This window comes from Marinicauda salina (assembly GCF_003122085.1).
Taxonomy (GTDB): domain Bacteria; phylum Pseudomonadota; class Alphaproteobacteria; order Caulobacterales; family Maricaulaceae; genus Maricicauda_A; species Maricicauda_A salina.
The window spans coordinates 157,069-178,108 of sequence record NZ_QEXV01000001.1; the positions used below are offsets into that span (position 1 = coordinate 157,069).

The 21,040-nt window shown below is 70.5% G+C and carries 21 protein-coding genes and 1 tRNA gene; 16 read left to right on the plus strand and 6 right to left on the minus strand.

The window, feature by feature from the left end:
• Positions 1–4: 4 nt before the first annotated feature.
• Positions 5–694 (plus strand): SDR family oxidoreductase, encoded by a 690-nt coding sequence (locus DDZ18_RS00550; protein WP_109251413.1) that lies wholly within the window; start codon positions 5–7, stop codon positions 692–694.
• 438 nt (positions 695–1,132) lie between these two features.
• On the opposite strand, the gene DDZ18_RS00560 is transcribed toward DDZ18_RS00550, so the two are convergent.
• Positions 1,133–1,207 (minus strand) — tRNA-Gly (locus tag DDZ18_RS00560).
• Between the two features lie 157 nt (positions 1,208–1,364).
• On the opposite strand from DDZ18_RS00560, the gene DDZ18_RS00565 reads away from it, so the two are divergent.
• The 5 genes from DDZ18_RS00565 to DDZ18_RS00585 all read left to right on the plus strand — a co-directional run bounded on the left by DDZ18_RS00565 (position 1,365) and on the right by DDZ18_RS00585 (position 4,237).
• Positions 1,365–1,886: a prolyl-tRNA synthetase associated domain-containing protein gene (locus DDZ18_RS00565; protein ID WP_109251415.1), complete on the plus strand. Its 522-nt coding sequence runs from the start codon at positions 1,365–1,367 to the stop codon at positions 1,884–1,886.
• A 74-nt stretch (positions 1,887–1,960) separates the two neighbouring features.
• Positions 1,961–2,905: a thioredoxin gene (trxA, locus tag DDZ18_RS00570; RefSeq protein WP_109251416.1), complete on the plus strand. Its 945-nt coding sequence runs from the start codon at positions 1,961–1,963 to the stop codon at positions 2,903–2,905.
• Positions 2,906–2,973: 68 nt separating this feature from the next.
• Positions 2,974–3,621, plus strand: coding sequence for an LON peptidase substrate-binding domain-containing protein (locus DDZ18_RS00575; RefSeq protein ID WP_109251417.1), 648 nt, complete (start codon positions 2,974–2,976; stop codon positions 3,619–3,621).
• 32 nt (positions 3,622–3,653) lie between these two features.
• Positions 3,654–3,875, plus strand: coding sequence for a Trm112 family protein (locus DDZ18_RS00580; protein WP_109251418.1), 222 nt, complete (start codon positions 3,654–3,656; stop codon positions 3,873–3,875).
• A 2-nt stretch (positions 3,876–3,877) separates the two neighbouring features.
• Positions 3,878–4,237 (plus strand): gamma-butyrobetaine hydroxylase-like domain-containing protein, encoded by a 360-nt coding sequence (locus DDZ18_RS00585; RefSeq protein ID WP_109251419.1) that lies wholly within the window; start codon positions 3,878–3,880, stop codon positions 4,235–4,237.
• Between the two features lie 4 nt (positions 4,238–4,241).
• On the opposite strand, the gene DDZ18_RS00590 is transcribed toward DDZ18_RS00585, so the two are convergent.
• Complete coding sequence (locus tag DDZ18_RS00590) at positions 4,242–5,981, minus strand: hypothetical protein (RefSeq protein ID WP_109251420.1); 1,740 nt, start codon at positions 5,979–5,981, stop codon at positions 4,242–4,244.
• Between the two features lie 135 nt (positions 5,982–6,116).
• Between DDZ18_RS00590 and DDZ18_RS00595 the strand changes: the two genes are divergently transcribed.
• The 4 genes from DDZ18_RS00595 (at position 6,117) to DDZ18_RS00610 (ending at position 9,210) form a co-directional block, all read left to right on the plus strand.
• Positions 6,117–6,818, plus strand: a complete 702-nt coding sequence (locus tag DDZ18_RS00595; protein ID WP_109251421.1) for a response regulator transcription factor — start codon at positions 6,117–6,119, stop codon at positions 6,816–6,818.
• Positions 6,819–6,867: 49 nt separating this feature from the next.
• Positions 6,868–8,442, plus strand: a complete 1,575-nt coding sequence (locus DDZ18_RS00600; RefSeq protein ID WP_233245651.1) for a stimulus-sensing domain-containing protein — start codon at positions 6,868–6,870, stop codon at positions 8,440–8,442.
• Positions 8,443–8,536: 94 nt separating this feature from the next.
• Positions 8,537–8,941, plus strand: a complete 405-nt coding sequence (locus tag DDZ18_RS00605; RefSeq protein ID WP_109251423.1) for a PTS sugar transporter subunit IIA — start codon at positions 8,537–8,539, stop codon at positions 8,939–8,941.
• Positions 8,938–9,210 (plus strand): HPr family phosphocarrier protein, encoded by a 273-nt coding sequence (locus DDZ18_RS00610; protein WP_109251424.1) that lies wholly within the window; start codon positions 8,938–8,940, stop codon positions 9,208–9,210. Before DDZ18_RS00605 ends, DDZ18_RS00610 begins: the two co-directional genes overlap by 4 nt.
• Positions 9,211–9,232: 22 nt before the next feature.
• Here the strand turns inward: DDZ18_RS00610 and DDZ18_RS00615 are convergent, their stop codons facing one another.
• The gene (locus DDZ18_RS00615) at positions 9,233–10,666 is read right to left on the minus strand and encodes a hypothetical protein (protein ID WP_109251425.1); all 1,434 of its coding nucleotides are present in this window, start codon (positions 10,664–10,666) and stop codon (positions 9,233–9,235) included.
• Between the two features lie 282 nt (positions 10,667–10,948).
• Here DDZ18_RS00615 and ahcY point away from each other — a divergent pair, with 282 nt between their 5' ends.
• The 3 genes from ahcY (at position 10,949) to DDZ18_RS00630 (ending at position 13,912) form a co-directional block, all read left to right on the plus strand.
• Positions 10,949–12,367: an adenosylhomocysteinase gene (gene ahcY / locus DDZ18_RS00620; RefSeq protein ID WP_109251426.1), complete on the plus strand. Its 1,419-nt coding sequence runs from the start codon at positions 10,949–10,951 to the stop codon at positions 12,365–12,367.
• A 569-nt stretch (positions 12,368–12,936) separates the two neighbouring features.
• The gene (locus tag DDZ18_RS00625; protein ID WP_233245652.1) at positions 12,937–13,383 is read left to right on the plus strand and encodes an energy transducer TonB; all 447 of its coding nucleotides are present in this window, start codon (positions 12,937–12,939) and stop codon (positions 13,381–13,383) included.
• Positions 13,384–13,468: 85 nt separating this feature from the next.
• A complete protein-coding gene (locus DDZ18_RS00630; RefSeq protein ID WP_109251427.1) occupies positions 13,469–13,912 on the plus strand; it encodes an energy transducer TonB in 444 nt (147 codons plus the stop codon).
• A gap of 111 nt (positions 13,913–14,023) precedes the next feature.
• Here DDZ18_RS00630 and DDZ18_RS00635 read toward each other — a convergent pair whose 3' ends face one another.
• Positions 14,024–14,467, minus strand: a complete 444-nt coding sequence (locus DDZ18_RS00635) for a hypothetical protein (RefSeq protein WP_109251428.1) — start codon at positions 14,465–14,467, stop codon at positions 14,024–14,026.
• Between the two features lie 206 nt (positions 14,468–14,673).
• Between DDZ18_RS00635 and DDZ18_RS00640 the strand changes: the two genes are divergently transcribed.
• The 3 genes from DDZ18_RS00640 to DDZ18_RS00650 are packed head-to-tail and all read left to right on the plus strand — an operon-like array spanning position 14,674 to position 18,395.
• The gene (locus DDZ18_RS00640) at positions 14,674–17,154 is read left to right on the plus strand and encodes a sensor histidine kinase (protein WP_233245653.1); all 2,481 of its coding nucleotides are present in this window, start codon (positions 14,674–14,676) and stop codon (positions 17,152–17,154) included.
• Between the two features lie 45 nt (positions 17,155–17,199).
• Complete coding sequence (locus DDZ18_RS00645; RefSeq protein WP_109251429.1) at positions 17,200–17,592, plus strand: VanZ family protein; 393 nt, start codon at positions 17,200–17,202, stop codon at positions 17,590–17,592.
• A complete protein-coding gene (locus DDZ18_RS00650; protein WP_109251430.1) occupies positions 17,589–18,395 on the plus strand; it encodes a heme-dependent oxidative N-demethylase subunit alpha family protein in 807 nt (268 codons plus the stop codon). Before DDZ18_RS00645 ends, DDZ18_RS00650 begins: the two co-directional genes overlap by 4 nt.
• A 59-nt stretch (positions 18,396–18,454) precedes the next feature.
• Here DDZ18_RS00650 and DDZ18_RS00655 read toward each other — a convergent pair whose 3' ends face one another.
• Both DDZ18_RS00655 and DDZ18_RS00660 read right to left on the minus strand, forming a co-directional pair.
• On the minus strand, positions 18,455–20,257 hold the full coding sequence (locus tag DDZ18_RS00655) for an alanine/glycine:cation symporter family protein (protein WP_109251431.1): 1,803 nt from the start codon (positions 20,255–20,257) through the stop codon (positions 18,455–18,457).
• 166 nt (positions 20,258–20,423) lie between these two features.
• Positions 20,424–20,978, minus strand: coding sequence for a molybdopterin-dependent oxidoreductase (locus DDZ18_RS00660; RefSeq protein ID WP_109251432.1), 555 nt, complete (start codon positions 20,976–20,978; stop codon positions 20,424–20,426).
• Positions 20,979–21,040 lie beyond the last annotated feature (62 nt).

The following is a 21,040-nucleotide window of genomic DNA, read 5'->3' on the forward strand; positions in this document are numbered from 1 at the left end:
CCCTATGCCCCACGCCCTGATCACCGGCGCCAATCGCGGACTGGGTCTGGGCCATACGCGCACGCTGCTGGAGCGCGAGTGGACCATCACCGCGACCTGCCGCGAGCCCGAGAAGGCCGACGACCTCAAGGCCCTCGACCCCGGCGACGGCCGGCTGAGGATCGTGCGCTACGACGCGGCGAAGCTCGACGCCGCCGAGACGCTGGCGAAGGAGGTGAGCGGACCGATCGACATCCTGTTCGCCAACGCCGGCGCCATGGGGCCGAAGGACCAGAGCTTCGGACACGCCGCCTCGCAGGCCTTCCTCGACACCATGGCGGTCAACGCGCTGGCGCCGCTGGCGCTGGCCGAGGCCTTCGCCGACCAGGTCGCGGCCTCGCAGATGAAGGTGATCGCGCTGCAGTCGAGCCGCATGGGCTCGATCGCCGACAATGATTCCGGCGGGCGGTACGTCTACCGCGCCTCGAAGGCGGCGCTGAACGCGATCGGCAAGTCGCTCAGCATCGACCTCAAGGATCGCGGCGTCATCGTGCTGATCCTGCACCCGGGCTGGGTGCGCACCGACATGGGCGGACCGAACGGGCTGCTGACGATCCAGGAATCCGTTGACGGCGAGCTCGACCTGATCGCGCGCGCCAACCCGGCGATGAGCGGCCGCTTCTTCCACGTCAACGGCCAGGACCTGCCCTGGTGAGACGGCGGACATGAAAACGCCCCGCGAGCGCATCGCTCGCGGGGCGTTTCGAAGAAGCGGCGCCGCCGGACGGGGACAGGCAGGTCCGGCGACGCCTGCAGGCCTCACTGGGCAGGCTGGGGGGACGCACACTGAGGCCTGGTTTCAATCTCTCGAACTGACATCAGCTCACAGTCGAGATGTAGACGCCGCCCGCGCCGACGCAAGCGGCGATCGCCGTCGTCGCGATGAAAAATGCAGCCGCGAGGCTCAGGGACAGGTAGCGCGCCATCTCGATCTTCCTTCCGTCTCGCACCCGGGCGCCGGGCGCCGGGCCGTCGTCGACCCCCATATGGCGCCCCGCCGCCGGCGGCGCCATGCACGCGCTGTCACGAGCGCGTGAGAACTCCGTTTCCGGGCTGGAAACGCCGCGTCAGCGCGGTCGGGAAGGAAGGAAAATGGAGCGGGCGATGAGATTCGAACTCACGACCCTCACCTTGGCAAGGTGATGCTCTACCCCTGAGCTACGCCCGCTCAATCCAGCGTCAGCCGGGCCCGGCTCAGCGCCGGGAGGCGTGGTGTATCGCGCATCGCGATCGCTTTGGCAAGCCCGCCGGCGCGGCTTCGCGCAGACCGGCTCCGCGCCCCGCCGCGCTTGCCCCTGCAAGCCTCTCCCGCCTAGACATTCGCCATGACCGACGCGCCCCCGCCTCCCGCCGCGCCCGCCGACCGCGACGCGCTGTTCGCCTGGCTCGACGAGCTGGGCATCGCCCATCGCACGGCCGAGCATCCGCCCGTCTTCACGGTGGCCGAAAGCGAACGCATCAAGGCCGATCTGCCCGGCGGCCACACCAAGAATCTCTTCCTCAAGGACAAGAAGGGAAACGTGCTGCTGATCTCGGCCGCCCACGACACCGAGGTCGCGCTCAAGCAGCTCCACAGGCGGCTGGGCTGCGGACGGCTGTCCTTCGGCAAGCCCGAGCTTCTGCGCGAGACGCTGGGCGTGGAGCCGGGCTCGGTGACCGCCTTCGCGCTGGTCAACGATCCCGACCGCCGCGTGCGCTTCGTGCTCGACGCAGCCCTGATGGAGGCCGACCCGCTCAATTTCCATCCCATGAGCAATGACGCGACCACGGCCGTCTCGCGGGACGATTTCCTGCGCTTCCTGCGCGCGCTGGGCCGCGAGCCCGAGATCGTCGATCTCACGGCCTGAGCCGGGCGCGGACTTGCGCCGCGCCGCGCGACGATCCAACTAGACGCTGAACGTTCATCCCATGGAGGCCTGACATGCAGATTCTCGGGGCCGACGGCCAAGTCACCCAGTCCGACGCGACCGAAAGCCCGGGTCCGGACAGCGCCGGCGGCGACATCGTCAAGGACGGGACCGACCAGTCCTTCATGCAGGACGTGGTCGAGCCGTCGCGCCAGGTTCCCGTGCTGGTCGATTTCTGGGCGCCGTGGTGCGGCCCCTGCCGCCAGCTCGGCCCGGTGATCGAGAAGACGGTGCGCGAGGCGGGCGGCGCCGTGCGCCTGGTCAAGGTCAATATCGACGAGAACCCCGGCGTGGCCGGCCAGCTGCGCATCCAGTCCATCCCCGCCGTGATCGCGTTCCAGGACGGCCAGCCGGTCGACGGCTTCATGGGCGCGCTGCCGGAAAGCCAGATCAAGGACTTCATCAAGCGGCTGTCCGGCGACAAGGATGAGGCCGCGATCGAGGAGCTGATCGCGCGCGCCGACGCCGCGCTGGCCGCCGGCGATCCCGGCGGCGCGGCGCAGGACTACGCCGCGGCGCTGCAGATGGACAAGGAATCGGTCGCCGCCATCGCCGGCCTGGCGCGGGTCCACCTCGCCGGCGGCGACGCCGACCAGGCCCGGGCCCTCCTCGACTCGGTTCCCGAGAACAAGAAATCCGACCCCGCCATCGCCGGCGTGCGCGCGGCGATGGAGCTGTCGGGCGAAACCGAAGGCGCGGGCGACGCCGCCGAACTCGCCCGGCGCGCCGAACAGTCTCCGGGCGACCCCGAGGCGCATTACGAGCTGGCGCGGGCCCGCATCGCGGCGGGCGATCTCGCCGGCGGCGCCGACGCGCTCCTGGATTCGATCGGCGCCGACCGGGAATGGAACGACGAGGCCGCGCGCAAGCTGCTGCTGCGGGTGTTCGACGCCGCCGGGCCCGGCTCGGAGGTCGCAAAGGAAGGCCGCCGGCGCCTGTCCTCGCTGCTGTTCTCCTAGATGGAGCGGTGGCCGCGCCGGACGGCCGGCCTATCTCCGACCCTGACGCGACCGAGTGACCGAACGCCATGAGCGACGCCGCGCCCCCGCGCGAGATACCGCTGTTTCCGATCCGCGGCTGCATCCTGCCGCCGGGCGAACATCTGCCGCTCAATGTCTTCGAGCCGCGCTATCTCAACATGGTCGACGACGCGCGCGCCGGCGTCGGCGTGATCGGCGTCATCCAGCCGCGCGACGAGGGCCCGAAGGCGCGCCCCGCGCTCGAGCCGGTCGGCTGCGTCGGACGGATCGCGAGCTATGAAGAGACCGATGACGGGCGCTATCTCATCGTGCTCGCCGGCCTCGCCCGCTTCCGCGTGATCGAGGAGCTGGACACCGCGACGCCCTATCGCGTCGCGCGCGTCGACTACGCCGAGTTCGAGGACGACCTGCGGCCGCGACCGCTCGCCGACCCGGCCGACCGCACGGCCTTCCTCGCGCTCCTGCGCCGCTTTTTCGAGCAGGAAGGGATGGAGGCCGACTGGCCGTCCATCGATCAGGCGCCGCTGAACGCCGTCGTCAACAAGGTGGCGATGGCGGTTCCGTTCGAACCCGCCGCCAAGCAGGCCTTGCTGGAGGCCGCCGGCGGCGCCGAGCGCGCGGAGGCTTTGTCGGCGCTCATGAGCGCCGCTCTCGACGCTGAATCCGACGGTCCCGGATCGGCGGACCGGCACTAGACCCGACCCGCCGCGACGCCTAATAAGGCGCCATGTCGGATCAGAAGAAAGACACCGCCGAAAACGGCGCGCGGCGCAGCAGCGAGGTCGACCCCAAGCTGCTGGAGATTCTCGTCTGCCCGGTGACGCGCGGCCCGCTCGAGTATGATCGCGAAGCCCAGGAGCTCGTCTCCCGCTCGGCGGGGCTGGCCTATCCCATCCGCGAGGGCGTCCCGATCATGCTGCCGGAGGAAGCCCGCCGGCTGGAGGACTGATCATGGCCGGCCGCCCCTGGCCCGTCCGGCTCGCCTTCCGCGACGGCGCACGCGCGCTCACGATCGAATTCGACGACGGCGCGCGCTTCGATATCCCTTTCGAACTGCTGCGGGTCGAGAGCCCGTCCGCCGAGGTCCAGGGCCACGCGCCCGACCAGAAGCGGCTGGTGACCGGCAAGCGCGACGTCCGCGTCACCGAGGCCGAGCCGGTCGGCCGCTACGCCGTGCGGCTCACCTTCGACGACGGCCACGCCTCGGGCATCTATTCCTGGGACTATCTGCGCGAACTCGGCGAGAACGCCGACGGCCTCATGGCCGACTACGCCGCCCGGCTGGCCGAGGCGGGGATGGCGCGGAGCTGATCGCTCAGGCCGCGTCGGGATCGGCGGCGGCCTCCGGCGCAGCGTCCTCCTCGTCCGTCGACCAGCGCGCCTCGACAGCCTCCATCAGGCGGCGAATCTCCTCGAGCGCAGCCGCCGCCGCCACGTCGGCGGCTTGCGCGCGGCCTTCTTCGGAGGCGAGCAGGCGACGCGCGCGATGATAGCCGTCGCGCGCGCAGGCGCCGTCGGGCAGGATGTTCTGATCGACCAGCCTGAGCAGCGCCAGAGCCCGCTCGAGCGCCGGTTTCTGCGAGGCGACGACGCGGTCGAGCACCTTCGTGGAATCGAGAACTTCCAGGCCCGTGGCGTCGAACGCCTCGCACAGCTCGGCCTTGTCCTCGTCGGGAAACGACCCCTCCCGGGCGCGGCGCTGGAACGCGGCCAGCCGCGCGAGCCGCTCGAAGGGCGCGCCCGGCCCGCGCACGAAATACGCCTCGGCCGGCGCGCTCTTCAGCCGCGCGCGGATATGCGCGGCGAGCTTCTTCTTGTTGGTCGCGCCGACGAGATTGTCCTCCATCGCCATCAGCCGGGCGATCTGCTCGACGGGCCCTGCGGCGCCGGCGAGCGCCTCCTCGACCGTGTCCGGCGACAGCAGTCGCGCCGAGCGATGCGTGAAGGCCTCGACGAGCGCCTCGGGATGCAGATTGGCTCCCGACGCCGCGATCAGGCGCTGGGCGAGCGTGCGCATCAGCCTGATCTCAGCGGCGAAGTCGTCGGGCTTGAACCGCCCCGGCCGCTGCAAGGCGTCGAGGATGCGCCGGGCGATCTCGCCATGGCTGTCGGGCAGAGCTTTCGCCTTGAATTTCGCCGCGAGACGGCGGGCGCATTCGGCCGCCTGGTCCAGCGCGGGCTGGCCCGGCGCGCCTTCATAGACCGCGGTCAGGCGTTCCACCTGCTCGCCGAGATCGCGCGTGGTTCCAAGCACGCGATCGAGCGCGCGATCGAAGGACAGCACTTCCGCCAGGAAGGCGTCTGCGGCCTGTTCGGCGAGCGCGCGCGCCTCCGGATCGGCGGGGAGGTCGTCGTGGAGGTCGAGCAGCATTTCCGCCTTGCGCCCCATCTCCGGCGCCTCGGCGAGATGCGCCGCGACGGCCGCGCGCAGCCGCTTCTCGGGGCCGCCCTCGGACAGGATGCGCTCGGCCATCTCGGCGAAACCGCCCTTCGCCGACGGCGTGGGGTGGGCCCGGTTCTCGCGGCGCTTCTGGTCGATCGCGCGCTGGACCAGCTGGGTGATCACCCGGACATAGGCGTGCACCGAGGCGTCCGAGTTCTGGGCCCGCGCCACCGCCACCTTCTGGATGGCGTGCTGCAGGTCGTTGTCGTCGGCGTCGAGCTCGTCGACGAGATCGGCGCGATGGAACAGCTCGAGCGGGCAGACCTGCCGGCGCTCCAGCCAGGTCGACAGCACGCGGCGAACCGTCTCGCGCGCCGCCGGCCCGGCGAGGTCCTCGGTCGTCAGGCAGGGGATGGTCGCCTCGCCCGTCTTCTCGACGGGATCGCGCAGCTTCTCCGCGCCCGATTCGAATATCGTGAAGGCGTTGAAGACACGCTCCTCGGGATCGTACTGCTCCCGCGTGACGCGGACGGATGCGGCGGGATTGGCCTTGAGGAAGGTCTTCGCGATCTCCATCGCGTCGGCGCGCGCGTCGCAGGCCTCGAACAGCCGCCAGGACGCCTTCGCGTTCTTCTGAACGAACACCTCGAAATGAACCACGCCGTCCGTCATCCGCGCCCGCCCCGCCGCCTTCGAGGGCGCATGCTCGCGCAGTCTTGCTTAATCCGGCGTAACCGCCGGATTGCGCAGCGCTCGCGGAACGATAAGCTCGCACGCAAACTTGCGGCGGCGTGACAGGGAGCCGGCATGACCACGATCGCTCTGGTCGACGATGACGAGAACATCCTCACCTCGGTCTCCATGTTCCTGGAGGGCGAGGGCTATCACGTGCGCACCTTCACCGACGGCGCGGCGGCGCTCAGCGCGGTGACGGAGACCCCGCCGGACATCGCCATTCTCGACATCAAGATGCCGCGCATGGACGGGCTGGAGCTGCTGCGGCGCATTCGCCAGACCTCCAACGTGCCGGTGATCTTCCTGACCTCGAAGGACGAGGAGTTCGACGAGGCGCTGGGCCTCGATCTCGGCGCCGACGACTACATCACCAAGCCGTTCTCCCACCAGCTCCTGTCCAAGCGCATCAAGGCCGTGCTCCGGCGCAGCCAGGGCGCGAGCGCCGGCGCCGGCGCGGAGGCCGGCGACAAGAAACCCATCATCCGGGGCAAGCTGGTGCTGGATCCGAATCGCCACGCCTGCTCGTGGGACGGCAAGCCGGTGCGCCTGACGGTGACGGAGTTCCTGATCCTGCATTCGCTCGCCCAGCGGCCGGGCTATGTGAAGAGCCGCGACAACCTGATGGACGCCGCCTACGACGATCAGGTCTATGTCGACGACCGGACGATCGACAGCCACATCAAGCGGATCCGCAAGAAGTTCCGGCAGGTCGACGAGAATTTCGACGGGATCGAAACCCTTTATGGCGTCGGATACCGTTACAAGGAGGCTTGACGCAGCGCGCCGCTTCGCGGAGCGACTGCCCCGCCGGCTGCGGCCCTTCGTGCTGTCGCAGCTGAGCTTTGTCATTCTCGCGGTCAATCTGGCGGTGCTCGCCTTCCTGGTGATCTCGGTGCTCGTCATCACCGAGAACAAGCGCGCGCTCGTCGACGCCAAGGTCGAATCGCTGACCGCCCAGGCCGACCTCATCGCCAACCTGCTGGTCGAGACCGCCGTTCAGCAGCAGCCCGAGCCGGTCCTCGACACCGAGGACGCCCGCTCCGTGCTGCTGCGCCTGTCGCGGCTCTACGCGCCGGAGGAGACGCGCGCGCTCATCTTCGACAAGGGCGGCCGCCTCGTTTCCGACAGCCATCTCATCGCCGGGCGCGTGGCGGTCGAGACGCTCCCGCCGGCGGGCAGCCCGGGACCGATCAGTCGCGCCGGCGATTTCTTCGAACGCGGCTGGAATCGCCTCCGCCGGCTATTCCTCTCCGAGGAGGAGCGCGCATCCCTCGAACGCAGCCTGCTCGACGAGGTCCGGCTGGCCATGCGCGAGGGCGAGGTCGTGGCCGGGGTGCGCCGCAGCGCCGAGGGCCAGCGCATCGTCTCGGTGACCCTGCCCATTCAGCCGATCCAGGCCGTCATCGGCGCGGTCACCTTCGAATCCTACGATCTCGACGCGCTCGTGGCCGCAGAGCGCCAAGCGATGGCGCCGTATATCCTGATCGATGTCATCGCTCTGTTCTTCGCCGCCGTCGGCCTGACCTTCTACATCGCGCGACCGGTGCGCCGCCTGGCCGGCACGGCGCGCGCAGTGCGGCTGGCGGGCGGACGCCGCGTGCCGCTGCCCGACATGGGCAAGCGGGGCGACGAGATCGGCGATCTCGGTCGCGCCTTCGCCGACATGACCGAGACGCTCTATGACCGGCTCGACGCCATCGAGGCCTTCGCCGCCGACGTCGCCCACGAGATCAAGAACCCGCTCACCTCGATCCGCTCGGCCGCCGAGGTCCTGCCCACCGCGACCGACCCCGAGCGCCGCGACAAGCTCATCGCGGTGATCCAGCACGACGTGCGCCGGCTCGACCGGCTGATCACCGACATTTCGAACGCCTCGCGTCTCGACGCCGAACTCGCCCGCGAGGATCTCGCCGTCGTCGACATGACGCGCCTGCTTGAGGAGATCGCGGCGGCGTATTCGGGCGAATCCGGCGACCAGGCGGTGCGGGTCTCGCTCGAGGTCGAGGCGCGCGATCCCGTCGTGCGCGCCCGCGAGGGCCCGCTGAGCCGCGTCTTCACCAACCTGGTCGACAACGCCGTGACCTTCTCGCCCGCCGGCGGCGAGGTGCGCGTGCGCCTGCGCCGCGGCCACGGCCGCGGCCGGCCGGTTCTCATCGTCACCGTCGACGACGACGGCCCGGGAGTGCCGGAGGAGAGCCTCGAGACCATCTTCGACCGCTTCCACACCCAGCGCCCGGAGGGCGGCGACTTCGGCGCCCATTCCGGGCTGGGGCTGGCGATCGCCCGTCAGATCGTCACCGCCCACGGCGGGCGCATCTACGCGGAGAACCGGCGCGACGAGGCCGGCGCGGTCGCCGGCGCGCGCTTCGTGGTGCAGCTGCCCGCCCATCTCGGCTGAAATCCCTGCGCGAAACCCGCCTTCCGGGGCTTTTCGCAGACGCGAAAGCGCGATTAGATGACGGTTCGTTGACTGTCAGGGACCGCCGCGCGCCATGATCGGGATCGTCGTCGTCACCCACGGCCGGCTCGCCGACGAGCTTGTCGCGGCCACCGAGCACGTGGTCGGTCCGCTGGAATCCTGCGTCGCGATCTCCATCGGCCCCGACGACGACATGGAGAAGCGCCGCGACGACATCCGCGAGGCCGTCGCCGAGGTCGACCAGGGCGAGGGCGTGGTCATCCTCACCGACATGTTCGGCGGCACGCCGTCCAATCTCGCCATCTCGCTGCTGGAGAAGCAGAAGGTCGAGGTGATCGCCGGCGCCAATCTGCCGATGATGATCAAGCTCGCCGAGGCGCGCGCCCGGGTTCCGATCCACGAGCTCGCCGAGAGCGCCTGCGAGGCGGGCAAGCGCTATATCGCGGTGGCCTCCAAGATCCTGGACGGGGCGGCTTGAGCGCCTCGCGCACCGCGCGCGTGTGCAATCGCCGGGGCCTTCACGCCCGGGCCGCCGCCAAGTTCGTCTCCGAAGCCGGCCGTTACGATGCGCGGATCCGGCTCACCAAGGACGGCGAGACGGTCGACGCCGATTCCATCATGGAGCTCTTGATGCTCGCCGCCGGGCCCGGCGCGGAGGTGACCATCACCGCCGAGGGTCCGCAGGCCGACGCCGCGCTCAACGCGCTCGCCGACCTCATCGAGTGCGGGTTCGAGGAGCCGGACTGAGCCCGGCTCCGGACCGAGCCGGTCAGCCGACCGGCTCGTCCTCTTCGACGCGATCGTTCGCGACTTCGCCGGTCTCGCCCGGGCTCGCGTCCGGCACGGGCGGGGCGGCGGGCGCGGCGAAGGCCGGCACGCCGGCTTCCGACAACGGTCGCGAGGGCCGCAGCGGCTGGGCGCCGGCGGGATCGCCGCCCGCCTCGCCGGTTTCACCGTCTTCAGCCGTCCGGGCGGCGGCTTCGGCCGGCGCGGGCATGGGCGGCGGCGGGGGCAGCTCCATGTCGCGGGCCTCCTCGGCGCGCGGATCGATCTCGGCCGCAGCGGGCTCGGGTTCGGGCGCGGGTTCCGGAGCGGCTTCGGGCTCGGCGGACGCATGCGCGGGCGCTTCCTCCGACGGGGCGACGTCGGCTTCGGCGCCGTCCCGTTCCGGGACATCCGCAATCGACGCTTCGTCCGCCGGATCGGCCGCCGCGTAGGCGGCCGGTTCGGCCTCGGCGGCCTGGTCGCCTTCCGGCTCCGAGTCGACGAAGGAATCCGGCGCGGAGAACTCTTCCGGATCGACGGCGGCCGCGGCGGCCTCGGCGTGCGCCGGGGCGCGGACCATCTCGTCGGGCGGATTCTTCAGCAGGTGCTCGGCCAGCGCGGAGACGCGGTGCTCCAGCCGCCAGGAATCGCGGGCCCGGTTGATCATGCCCCCGGCGAGAAAGACGAACACGCTCGCGCCGAGCGCGGCGACGGCCGGGGCGGCCGCGCCGTAGGGGCCGGCGACGCCGATCGCGCCGAACCCGACCGCGGCGATCAGCAGCGGCGTCCAGAGCAGCCGCCAGGACCGCGCGGCGAAGCACACGACCGCGCCGGCCAGGCTCGCCGCGCCGAAGACCGCCAGCGCCTCGTAGCCCGCCAGGAAGGGCGCGGCCTCGCGGATCGCGGCCGTCACGCCGGGCGCGGCCTCGGCGATCCGCCAGGAGGCGAGATCGGGAACCGCGTCGACGGCGAGCGCGAAGACGTTGAAGGCGGGCAGCTGATCGAAGGCGGCCGGCCAGATCTGGCCGACGAGCCGACGCACGCCCGGCCACAGCGCGACCAGCGCGGCGACCAGGAAGGCCGCCACGGTCAGCATCCAGTTCAGCCCGCGCGCGACGCCGGCCCGCGACAGCAGCGTCGAGGCGTCGGCGTGGGTGCGCGTCCACGCGCCCTCGGAATGGTTGATCACCGCCACGGGCAGCGAGCGCCGCGTCGGGCCGGGCTGGAAACGCAGCACCGACGTGGAGTCGCCCGCGTCGAGCTGGAACTCGGGCGCGGCCAGGCGGACCGAGTGCCGGATTCCGTCGGTGTCCTCGATCCGCCGCTCGTCCGCCCGCGCGCGCGGGTCGGACCCCACGACGCGGCCCGGGACCGCGTAATAGTCCACGGCCTTGCGTCCGAATGACTGATTGGCTTGCGCGCTCGGCAATGTCGCCATCTGTCTGGCTCCCCTCATCCGCCCCTCCGGCGCTTCCGCGCCGGCGTCCGGCCCTCGCTGCACCGTCCCCCGTCGGCACGCCGGGCTTCGTTACCAAACAGTTTATACAATTTTAGGACCGGTTTAAGGGATTCCTGCCGCTGAACCGCGCGACGCGGGGCTGCGGGAGTCTTCAGAGGGTCATTTGCCCCGCAACGGCGCGCGAGCTATACACCGCGCGTCCGACACCGGGGCCGCCCCTGACGCAGGCCCCATGACCGACAGCTAAAAAGGCAAAACTCAATGACGCTCATCAACGCCGCAGCAGCCGGCGCAGACAATTTCATCAAGGACATCTCGCTGGCCAAGTGGGGCCGCATCGAGATCGAGATGGCCGAGATCGAGATGCCCGGTCTCATGGCGCTGCGCGAGGAGTATCGCGACAGCAAGCCCCTGAAGGGCGCGCGCATCGCCGGCTCGCTGCACATGACGATCCAGACCGCCGTCCTGATCGAGACGCTGGTCGAGCTCGGCGCCGAGGTGCGCTGGGCGTCGTGCAACATCTTCTCCACCCAGGACCACGCCGCCGCGGCGATCGCCGAGAAGGGCGTGCCCGTCTTCGCCTACAAGGGCGAGACGCTCCAGGAATACTGGGAGTTCTGCGACGCGATCTTCCACTGGCCTGACGGCGAGACGGCCAACATGATCCTCGACGACGGCGGCGACGCGACGCTGTATCTGCAGCTGGGCGCGAAGGCCGAAGAGGATCCGTCCGTCCTCGGCGAGCCGACCTCGGAGGAGGAGAAGCACCTCTTCGCCACCATCCAGAAGCGGCTGAAGGCCAGCCCCGGCTGGTTCAAGAAGGCCAAGGGCGCGATCAAGGGCGTCTCCGAGGAGACGACCACCGGCGTCATGCGCCTCTACCAGATGGCCAAGCGCGGCGAGCTCGCCTTCCCGGCGATCAACGTCAATGACTCCGTGACCAAGTCGAAGTTCGACAACCGCTACGGCTGCCGCGAGAGCCTGGTCGACGCCATCCGCCGCGGCACCGACCTGATGATGGCCGGCAAGACCGCCGTCGTCTGCGGCTATGGCGATGTCGGCAAGGGTTCGGCGGAATCGCTCGCCCAGGCCGGCTGCCGCGTCTCGGTCACCGAGATCGACCCGATCTGCGCGCTGCAGGCCTGCATGGACGGCTTCGAGGTCGTCACGCTCGAGGACGTGATCGAGGACATCGACATCGTCGTCACGGCCACGGGCAACAAGGACGTCGTCACCGTCGACCACATGCGCCGCATGAAGAACATGGCGATCGTCTGCAATATCGGCCACTTCGACAACGAGATTCAGGTGGAGTCGCTGAAGAACTTCAACTGGACCAACGTCAAGCCGCAGGTCGATCTCGTCGAGTTCCCCGAGGGCAACAAGATCATCCTGCTCTCCGAGGGTCGTCTCGTGAATCTCGGCAACGCCAACGGCCACCCGAGCTTCGTGATGAGCTCGTCCTTCACCAACCAGGTGCTGGCCCAGATCGAGCTCTGGACCAAGGGCGACCAGTACGACAATCAAGTCTACATCCTGCCCAAGCATCTCGACGAGAAGGTCGCCGCGCTGCACCTGCCCAAGCTGGGCGCCCGGCTCACCGAGCTTTCGCCCGAGCAGGCCGACTATATCGGCGTCGAGAAGACCGGCCCGTACAAGGCCGAGCACTACCGCTACTAGGGGGCGGCTGCGCCTTTTCGCCGCCTCATCCTGAGGCGCCCGATCCCCGCCCTTCGAGGCTCGCCTGCGGCGAGCGCCTCAGGGTGAGGGGATCGGGCCTCGAAGGATCGGGCGGCGAACAACGCCGAAAACACCAAACCCCGCCGGTTCGCGCCGGCGGGGTTTTTCGTGTCGCTCGCGCCCGCTGCATGCCCAAACCTCTCGGTCCCTGGGCTTGCCTGTCCCCGCGGAGGCGGGGAACCCAAGGACCCAGTGCGTCGTGCGTCCGCTCCGAACTGGGCCCTTGGATCCAATCCAAGGGCCGAGACGAAGGGCGCCGTTCGCCCCCCTCCGTCAGCTTCGCTGACACCTCCCCCGTAAACGGGGGAGGACACCCGCCCGCGCCCGTGTGCGCCCTCACCTTCGCCTTCCTGACGACCTGCGCCCGCGAAGGCGGGTGAAGTCAGGACCCGTGAATCGAAGCGCGCCTCGCGTCCTCCCTGGGTTCCCGCCTTCGCGGGAATGACGAGCCTATGAGGCGCCGCATCCTCCGCTTGCCCTTCGTCGCGCCGCGCGCCACGGTCCGCCCCATGCGCCGCCTCGCCGTCACCGCCCTTACGCTCGTCCTCGCCGCCTGCGCGGGGGACGCGGCGTTGAACCCGCTGCCCGATCCGCGCGAGCGCGGCCCTTTCCGGGTGACCTCCGACATGCCGCTGCCGCCCAATGTCGAGCGGACGGCATCAGGCGAGGGCTGCCGGGGCGGCGAGCTGCGCGCGGCCTCGGCGAGCCTGCCCGACTATCCCGCCCGCGGCTGGGCGCGCGGGCTGCAGGGCTGGTCGATCGTCGAGTTCGACGTGCTGGCCTCCGGCGCGGTGGAGAATGTCCGCATCGCCGAGGGCGTGCCCGGCGGCAGCTTCGATCGCGAGGCCCTCCGCGCAGTGCGCGACTGGCGCTTCCAGCCGCTCGACGAAGGCGCGCATCTCACCGGCTGCGTGGTGATGTTCGAGTTCAAGATGGGAAACGTCACCATTCGCTGAGGCGAGCCCGGAAGCCGGCGGGCTTGGCGCCGGCGCATCGGACATTACAGATTGTCTCCGTCGGCCAACGAGGGGGGCGTTCGGCATGCATGCGGCCTTTGTTTCCACGACAGCGGGTTTCGCCGGGTTTCTCTGGTGGGCGCTCGCATCGTTTCTTGGCGCGGTGTTTCCTCCCGAACCGGTTCCCGAGAAACCCGAGGACCGGGTGCTGGAGGAGCGGATGGCCGAGCTTGGCTGGTCCGGCGCCCCGGAGGCCTGGTGCCCCGAGGAGGACCGGCCGGAGCGAACCCGCCTGGAGATACCGGATTATCCGCTTTGGCACGAGCTGCGCGGGCAGGAAGGCTGGGCCTATATCGGCTATGACATCGCCGCGTCGGGACAGGTTCGCAACGTCAAGATCATCGCCGCCGCGCCGGACCCACGTTTCGGGGACGCGGCCGCCCGCGCGGTTGAGCAATGGGCGTTCGCAGCCGGCGAGCAGGCGGCGACGGGCTGCAGGATCGAGTTCCCCTTCTACATTGGAGACTAGCGCCACGGACGGCGGCGCGGGGCCCCGCATCCCGGACGCGCCGGCGCCTGCGCGGTGATGTTCGAGTTCAAGTTGGACGACGTCGCCAGCCGGTGAGGCGGGGACTCGGCCTCAACTGGCGGCGTCCATCCAGGCGAAATCGAACCGGATCTCGCAGCCCTGGGCGAATCGCGGCGCGGCGTCGCCGACAGGCTCGAAGCGCCAGGTCGCGATGGCTTCGGCCGCGGCCAGGATCGCGCTTTGCGTCGCGCCGTGCTGGAGATAGGCGGCGGGCTCCAGGAAGCGGATGTTCGCCGTGCGGCCGTCGGTGCGGATGTCGTAGCCGAACTCGAGGCTGCGGAGATCGCCGTCCGACTGCGCCATGAACAGGAACATGCCGAGGTCTTCGGGGTAATCCGGCGTGTCGCCCTCGACGCGCTCCCAGTCGGCCGCCGCACACGCCGCCGCGTCCGGCGGCGGCTCGACCGGGTTCATCACCCCGCCGAAATCGACCCTGTCGGACGCGCACCCGGCGAGCGGCGCGAGCACGGCCAGCGCGGCCAGAACATGCTTCATGGAGTCCCCCCTTCCAAAGACACCCGGACATACCGCATCGTGAGCATCCGGCGCAATCTTGACGCGTTCCGGCGCGCCCCGCCCTGCGGCTGACGCATCACCCGCCTACCCCCGTCGCCACGCGATTCACCTTCCGTTAAACTTGTGATTCGCGGGATTCGCGCCTCGTTTCGACGCGCGGCCCCGCGCGGGAAGGGGCGTCCTCGATGATGGCAGCAGGCGAGCCGGTACAGCTGGCGACACTGATCGTCACAGGCGGCGCGGTGGCGTTCGCGCTGGCCACCTCGGCGTGGGCGTTCCGCCTGACCACGGGGGCGCGCAAGGCCCGCGCGGCGTGGCGCCGGCGGCTGTCGTCGCTGGAGGACCGGCTGGCGCGCACCGAGAGCGTGTTCAGCGCCCATCCCGGCCTGGTGCTGGTCTGGGAGGCGCCGCCCGATCCCGACGCCGAGGGCTGGTCGGCGCCGAAGGTGTTCGGCTCCGCGCCGGCGCTGGCCGCCATGGTCGAGTTCGCCGACATCCGTCCCGACGTCGTCGACGCCGACCCGGCTGCGGAGCTCCTCGACGGGCTGGCCGACTACGAGGCGCGCTCGGCGTCGGGCGACGAGACCACGCTGCGTCAGCGCATGCGCGAGCTGATGATCGACGGCCGGCCCTTCTCGCTGACCATCGCGGGACCGTCGGGCCGCTTCATCGAGGCCGACGGCCGCGCGGCGGGAACCCAGATCGTGCTCTGGCTGACCGACGCGACCATCCGCGGCTTCGAGGAATCCGGCGCGCGCTCGCGCCTGGAGGAGGCCCGCCGCGTGGTGTCCGAGGACCCGGTCGCCTTCCTCGACATGCTGCGCCGGGCGCCGGTTCCGGCCTGGCGGATGAACGGGGCGGGCCGGCTGGAATGGGTCAATCCCGCCTATGTCGCCGCCGTCGAGGCCGAGAGCGAGGACGCCGTTCTCGATCAGCAGATCCTGCTCGACGCCGCGATCGGCGAGCAGGCTTCAGCCGCGCTCAAGGCCGGCGAGGCGCAAACCGCCCGCCGCGGCGTGGCGGTCGCCGGCGAGCGCCGCATCTTCGAGATCGCCGTCTACCCCGTCTCCGGCGGCACGGCCGGCCTCGTCGCCGACGTCACCGAGGGCGAGGAGGCGCGCGCCTCGCTCAAGCGCTTCCGCGAAGCCCACGACCAGACGCTCAACCACATGGCCGAGGCCACCGCGATCTTCGATCGCTCGCGCCAGCTCGTCTTCTTCAACCGCGCCTTCGCCCGGATGTTCGATCTCGACGAGGCTTCGCTCAACGAGCGCCCGACCCACGGCGCGCTGCTCGACCGGCTGCGCGAGAAGCGCATGCTGCCCGAGCAGGCCGACTATTCGGCGTGGCGCGAGGCCGAGCTGGCCCACTACGAGAACCCGCCGGCCAGCGAGACGCCCGACGAGCTGTGGGGCCTGCCCGACGGGCGCACCCTGCGCGTCGCCCGCCAGCGCCATCCGCTCGGCGGCCTCTTGCTGATCTTCGAGGACATGACCGATCAGCTCTCGCTGCAGGCGCGCTACAACACCCAGCTCAAGGTCCAGCGCGCCACGCTCGACCGGTTGCACGAGGCGGTCGCGGTGTTCGACACCGACGGCAAGCTCAAGCTGCACAACACGGCGTTCGAGGAGCTGTGGAATCTCGGCGAGGCCGCGCTCGACGACGCCCCGTTCGAGACCATCGCCGACGCCTGCCACGCGCTGTATCCCGACGCGGAAGCCTGGCGCGATCTCAAGGCGCGCGTCGCCGATCCCAGCCCGGAATCGCGCAAGGCGGTGACCGGCGAGATTCGACGCGCCGACGGGCGGATCCTGACCTGGCTCACCCGCCCGCTGCCCGACGGCGCGACGCTGGTCGCCTGGGACGACATCACCGACTCCCGGCGCATCGAGGAGGCGCTGCGCGACCGCGCCGAGGCGCTGGAGGCCTCGGAGCGCATCAAGACCGAATTCGTCGAGCATGTGAGCTATCAGCTGCGCACCCCGCTCACCACGATAAACGGCTACGCCGACCTGCTAGCCAGCGGGCTGGCCGGCGAGCTCAACGAACGCCAGCTCGAGCATCTGGGCGCGGTGCAGACCGCCTCGACCCAGCTGGAGAAGCTTATCGACGACATTCTCGACATCGCCGCCATCGACGCCGGCCAGCTCGAGCTCGAGCTCGGCGACGTCAAGCTCGACGCGCTGGCCGCCGACGCCGCCGACCTGATCGCGAGCCGCGCCGAGCACGCCGGGGTCAAGCTCAGCCAGGAGGCCGACGCCGAGTCCGCGCCGATCCGCGGCGACGCCAAGCGTTTGAAGCAGGTGCTCTACAATCTGCTCACCAACGCGCTCGATCACGCCGAGCCGGGCGGACATATCGAGATCGGCGCCGAGATCGAGGACGGCGAGGCGCGCCTGTGGGTCGCCGACGACGGGGCGGGGATCGCGCCCGACCGCCAGGCGAAGATCTTCGAGCGCTTCGAACGCGGCGAGGGCGGCGGCGCCGGGCTGGGTCTGGCGCTGGTCAACGACATCGTCCGCCTGCACGGAGGCTGGGTGGCGCTGGAGAGCGCGCCGGGCGAGGGCGCGCGCGTGACCTGTCACCTGCCCGTAACGGCCGCCGCCGACAACGCCGCGCCCGAGCTCGAGCTGGGCGGCGAGCGCCGCGCAGCGGCGGGCGAGTAGTCCGCGGGCTCACGCCGGCGGCCGATCTCGGCTAGAAGACCGGGCATGCGCCAATCCCGCCGAAACCGAAACCGACAGTCGTCGCAGCGTCGCGAGATCCGGCTGGCCTTCCTGGTCGTGCTCGCGATCGCCAGTTTCATCGCGCTCACCCCGGGCCCGTCGGCGCCGGACAGCCTGTTCGGACGCGACAAGTTCGATCACCTCGCCGCCTTCGCCGCGCTCGCCGTGCTCGCCAGGGCGGGCTGGCCGCGGCGCACGCGACTGCTCACAGGCGGCCTGCTCTTCGTCTACGGCATGGGGATCGAGCTCGTTCAGAGCATTCCGCTGGTCGGACGCACCGCCTCGATCGCCGACCTCGCCGCGAACGGGCTCGGCATCGCGGCCGGTCTCCTGCTCGCGTGGGCCGGCGGCCGGTTTCCGCGAGGGCCGGGCCGGTGAGCCGGCCGCCGCACGCGCCCTGGCGCGCCGGACCGCCGCGCTTCGCCGTCGGGCTGAAACCGATCGATCCGGCGGCCTGGCTGACGCCGGACACCGAGGCGCATGTGCTGCAGCAAAAGCGCAGCATTCTGGCTCGGCCGGAACTCTGCTTTCGCCAGTCACACAAGGCGAATGCTGCGCAGCATGAAGCCGCGCGCCTGGTCGCCTCCGCCGTGGGCGAGCCGCTCGGCGAAGGACCTCCCCTGCTCGCCGCCGCGGCCCTCGTCTCGGACGATCTCGTCGTGATGGAGGCGGATGAGAACGGCGATTGGCGGGCGACGTCGATCGTGCTCACCGCGCCGACCTTCTTCACCATCGACCGGGCGTTCGACGCCGGGCTCGAGGCCCTCCACGGCCCGGTCCCGGACGGCGAGCGGCTGGCGCGCCGGATCGGCCGGGTGTTCGACAACCTGCCCGACGACGCCGTCCTCGAACGCTTCAACTGGACGCTCCAGGCCGGCGGCGAGCGCTTCACGCCCGATGCGGCGCCGCTGCGCGATCGCGCCCGGGCGGCGCCGTCGGAAATGGCCGCCGACCTCCTCCATGTCCGCGTCGAGCGCCAGACGATCCGCCGCCTTCCGGACACCGACGCCGTGCTGTTCACGATCCGCGTCTGCCTGGACCCCGTCACGGCGATCGCGGAAGAAGACCGCGCCGTCCTCGCCAAAGCCTGGCGCGGGATCAGCGAGGACGGACGCGCCTACAAGGGCTGGGACGCGCTCGACCACTTGGCGCAGGCGCAGTTCGCCGCCTGGGGCGTCTAGAGAAAACCCCGCCCGGCGTGCGCCGGACGGGGTTTCGCCGTCATCGATCCGGGACGGCCCTAGCGGTCCGGTTCGCCCTCGGGCGCCTCTCCGCCGTCCTCGCCGCCGTCCGCCTCGCCGCTCGCCGACGGGGCGGGCATGGGCGTGGCGTGTTCGTGGATCTTGTGGTCTCCCTCGTCGCCCGGCCGCGCGCCGTGACGCTTGGCGATGGCGAACACCGTGCCCGACAGCGCCAGCAGCGCGATCAGGTTCGGCGCGGCCATCATGCCGTTGCCGATCGAGGCGGCCGTCCAGGCGAGATCGTTCGTCCACACCGCGCCGGTGAAGACGACGATGCCCCAGAAGATCCGGTAGGGCGTGATCACCCAGACGCCGAAGATGAACTCCATGGCGCGTTCGCCGTAGAGCGCCCAGCCCAGGATGGTGGTGAAGGCGAACACCATCATGCCGAAGGTCACGATCCACTGGCCGCCCGGGATCGACGCGCCGAAGGCCTGCGCGGTGACGTCGGCGGCCGAGGCGATGCCGGACGCCCAGACGCGCTCGGTCTCGGCGACGACGGTGTGGTCGGTCGCCGCAGCGAAGGCGATGTCGGGCACGGCGAAGCCGTTGGCCTGGCAGATCTCGAGTGCGCCGCGGACGGCGTTGCCGCGTTCGGCGACGTCAGCCGCGCGATCGGCCGGCGTCAGATCGGTCTGCGGCGCGCCGATCTGCAGCGCCTCGTAGCTGAGGCCGCCCGGAATTTCGCTTTCGGCGAGCCGGCCCTGCTCCCAGCACTGGCCGAGCGCGGCGCGCGCGGGGTTGTAGGTGAAGCTGCCCGCCGCAGTGAGGATCACCAGCGCGGTGAGCGTGCACACCACCAGCGTGTCGATGAAGGTGCCGAGCATGGCGATCGAGCCCTGCCGGTGCGGATTGCGCGTTTGCGCCGAGGCGTGGGCGATCGCCGCCGAGCCGAGCCCGGCCTCGTTGGAGAACGAGCCGCGATTGGCGCCTTCGCGGATCGCCGCGGCGAAGGCCGCGCCGAAGAAACCGCCGACGGCCGCCGTTCCGGAAAAGGCCTGTGTGAAGATCGAGGCGAAGGCGGTCGGGACATCGCTCGCATTGGCCGACAGAACCCAGACCGCGCCGGCGACATAGGCCAGCGCCATGAAGGGCACCAGAACCGAGGCGACGCGCGCGATCGACCGGACGCCGCCGAGAATGACCATCATGACGAGCAGGGCGAGCACGACGCCGACGACGTATTTCGTCGTCCGCAGCGGCTCGGCGCTGTCGAAGAGCGTGAAGGTCTCGGGCAGTCCGATCGCCGAGAGGTTCAGGTTCGAATCCACCAGCGCGGCCACCGAGTTCGCCTGCACGAGATTGCCGGTGCCCGGCGCGGCGATCGCGGTGAAGATGGCGAAGGCGAAGGCCAGCCAGATCCAGCGCTTACCCAGCCCGTTCTTGATGTAGTACATCGGCCCGCCGACATGGACGCCGCGCTTGTCGACCTCGCGATAGGTCACCGCCAGCGCCGCCTCGGCGTATTTCGTGGCCATGCCGAACACGGCGGTCATCCACATCCAGAACACCGCGCCGGGCCCGCCGATCGTGATGGCGGTCGCGACGCCGGCGATATTGCCGGTGCCTATGGTCGCCGACAGCGCGGTGAACAGGGCCGCGACAGGCGAGATCTCGCCCTCGCTTTTGTCTTCGTCCTTGGTGCGGGCGAACATCAGCCCGATCGCCGCGGGCAGCCGGTAGAGCGGCATGAAGCGCAGGCCGAGCGTGAGATAGAGACCCGTGCCGAACAGCAGCGCGACGAGCACCGGGCTCCAGACCCAGCCGTCGATCTGGTTCAGAATCTCTTGCAGCTGTTCCATCGAAACAGGCCCCTCCACGAAAATTGATCGGAAAAACTAGGCGGCCGGCGCGCGGCGGCGCAAGCGATTTCCCCGGCGGCGCTTCCCCTCGCGCGGCCGCCCCTCGACGTGATCGCGCGGGAGATTAGCGGGCTCGGCTTCAAATGCAAAAACCGGAGGCTGCGGATTACTCCGCCGGCGCGATGGCGAAAACGCCCCAGGGCCACAGCTCGTCGCCCATGTCCGATAGCGGGCCGTTGTCCCGGCGCGGCCAGACCACCATCAGCGGGCCGAGCGCGCCGGTGGCCAGCGGCGCGCCGTCGACGCGGATGGCCAGGATCGCGCCGTGCGTCTCGATGAAATCGACCGGTATCTGGGCCTCGTAGCCGTCGAGACTGACGATGCGCACCGCCTCGACCTCAAGGTCGGCCGCGTCGAGGACGTCGGCCAGGCGCGGCCCGTCGAAGGTCCGGGTTTCGCCGCCGGCGGGGAAATCCGTCGTGATCTGCCGCCATGGCAGGCCGACCAGGTCGACCCGGGTGAAGGCGCGGGCGTTGTCGAGCTCGACGCCGTAATTGGCGTAGAGGCCTTCCTCGCGCGGCACCGGACCGCCCGGGCTTCCCGCTTCGCTCACGACGAGGACGACGGGACCGTCGGCCGAGAGCGAGCGCGCGTCGTCTCCGCCGCAGGCGGCGACGGCGAGCAGGACCAGCAGCGATGCGGCGGCGTGAACAAGCCTCATGAACGACTCACCCGGCGAATCCTCGAAAGCCTAGGCGCGAACGACGGCGCGCGCCAAGCGAA

Bases quoted from the DNA above. Each gene is read 5' to 3' on its own strand.
- DDZ18_RS00550 (WP_109251413.1), top strand. From the start codon at position 5: ATGCCCCACGCCCTGATCACCGGCGCCAATCGCGGACTGGGTCTGGGC.
- DDZ18_RS00565 (WP_109251415.1), top strand. From the start codon at position 1,365: ATGACCGACGCGCCCCCGCCTCCCGCCGCGCCCGCCGACCGCGACGCG.
- trxA (WP_109251416.1), top strand. From the start codon at position 1,961: ATGCAGATTCTCGGGGCCGACGGCCAAGTCACCCAGTCCGACGCGACC.
- DDZ18_RS00575 (WP_109251417.1), top strand. From the start codon at position 2,974: ATGAGCGACGCCGCGCCCCCGCGCGAGATACCGCTGTTTCCGATCCGC.
- DDZ18_RS00580 (WP_109251418.1), top strand. From the start codon at position 3,654: ATGTCGGATCAGAAGAAAGACACCGCCGAAAACGGCGCGCGGCGCAGC.
- DDZ18_RS00585 (WP_109251419.1), top strand. From the start codon at position 3,878: ATGGCCGGCCGCCCCTGGCCCGTCCGGCTCGCCTTCCGCGACGGCGCA.
- DDZ18_RS00590 (WP_109251420.1), bottom strand. From the start codon at position 5,981: ATGACGGACGGCGTGGTTCATTTCGAGGTGTTCGTTCAGAAGAACGCG.
- DDZ18_RS00595 (WP_109251421.1), top strand. From the start codon at position 6,117: ATGACCACGATCGCTCTGGTCGACGATGACGAGAACATCCTCACCTCG.
- DDZ18_RS00605 (WP_109251423.1), top strand. From the start codon at position 8,537: ATGATCGGGATCGTCGTCGTCACCCACGGCCGGCTCGCCGACGAGCTT.
- DDZ18_RS00615 (WP_109251425.1), bottom strand. From the start codon at position 10,666: ATGGCGACATTGCCGAGCGCGCAAGCCAATCAGTCATTCGGACGCAAG.
- ahcY (WP_109251426.1), top strand. From the start codon at position 10,949: ATGACGCTCATCAACGCCGCAGCAGCCGGCGCAGACAATTTCATCAAG.
- DDZ18_RS00625 (WP_233245652.1), top strand. From the start codon at position 12,937: ATGCGCCGCCTCGCCGTCACCGCCCTTACGCTCGTCCTCGCCGCCTGC.
- DDZ18_RS00630 (WP_109251427.1), top strand. From the start codon at position 13,469: ATGCATGCGGCCTTTGTTTCCACGACAGCGGGTTTCGCCGGGTTTCTC.
- DDZ18_RS00635 (WP_109251428.1), bottom strand. From the start codon at position 14,467: ATGAAGCATGTTCTGGCCGCGCTGGCCGTGCTCGCGCCGCTCGCCGGG.
- DDZ18_RS00640 (WP_233245653.1), top strand. From the start codon at position 14,674: ATGATGGCAGCAGGCGAGCCGGTACAGCTGGCGACACTGATCGTCACA.
- DDZ18_RS00645 (WP_109251429.1), top strand. From the start codon at position 17,200: ATGCGCCAATCCCGCCGAAACCGAAACCGACAGTCGTCGCAGCGTCGC.
- DDZ18_RS00655 (WP_109251431.1), bottom strand. From the start codon at position 20,257: ATGGAACAGCTGCAAGAGATTCTGAACCAGATCGACGGCTGGGTCTGG.
- DDZ18_RS00660 (WP_109251432.1), bottom strand. From the start codon at position 20,978: ATGAGGCTTGTTCACGCCGCCGCATCGCTGCTGGTCCTGCTCGCCGTC.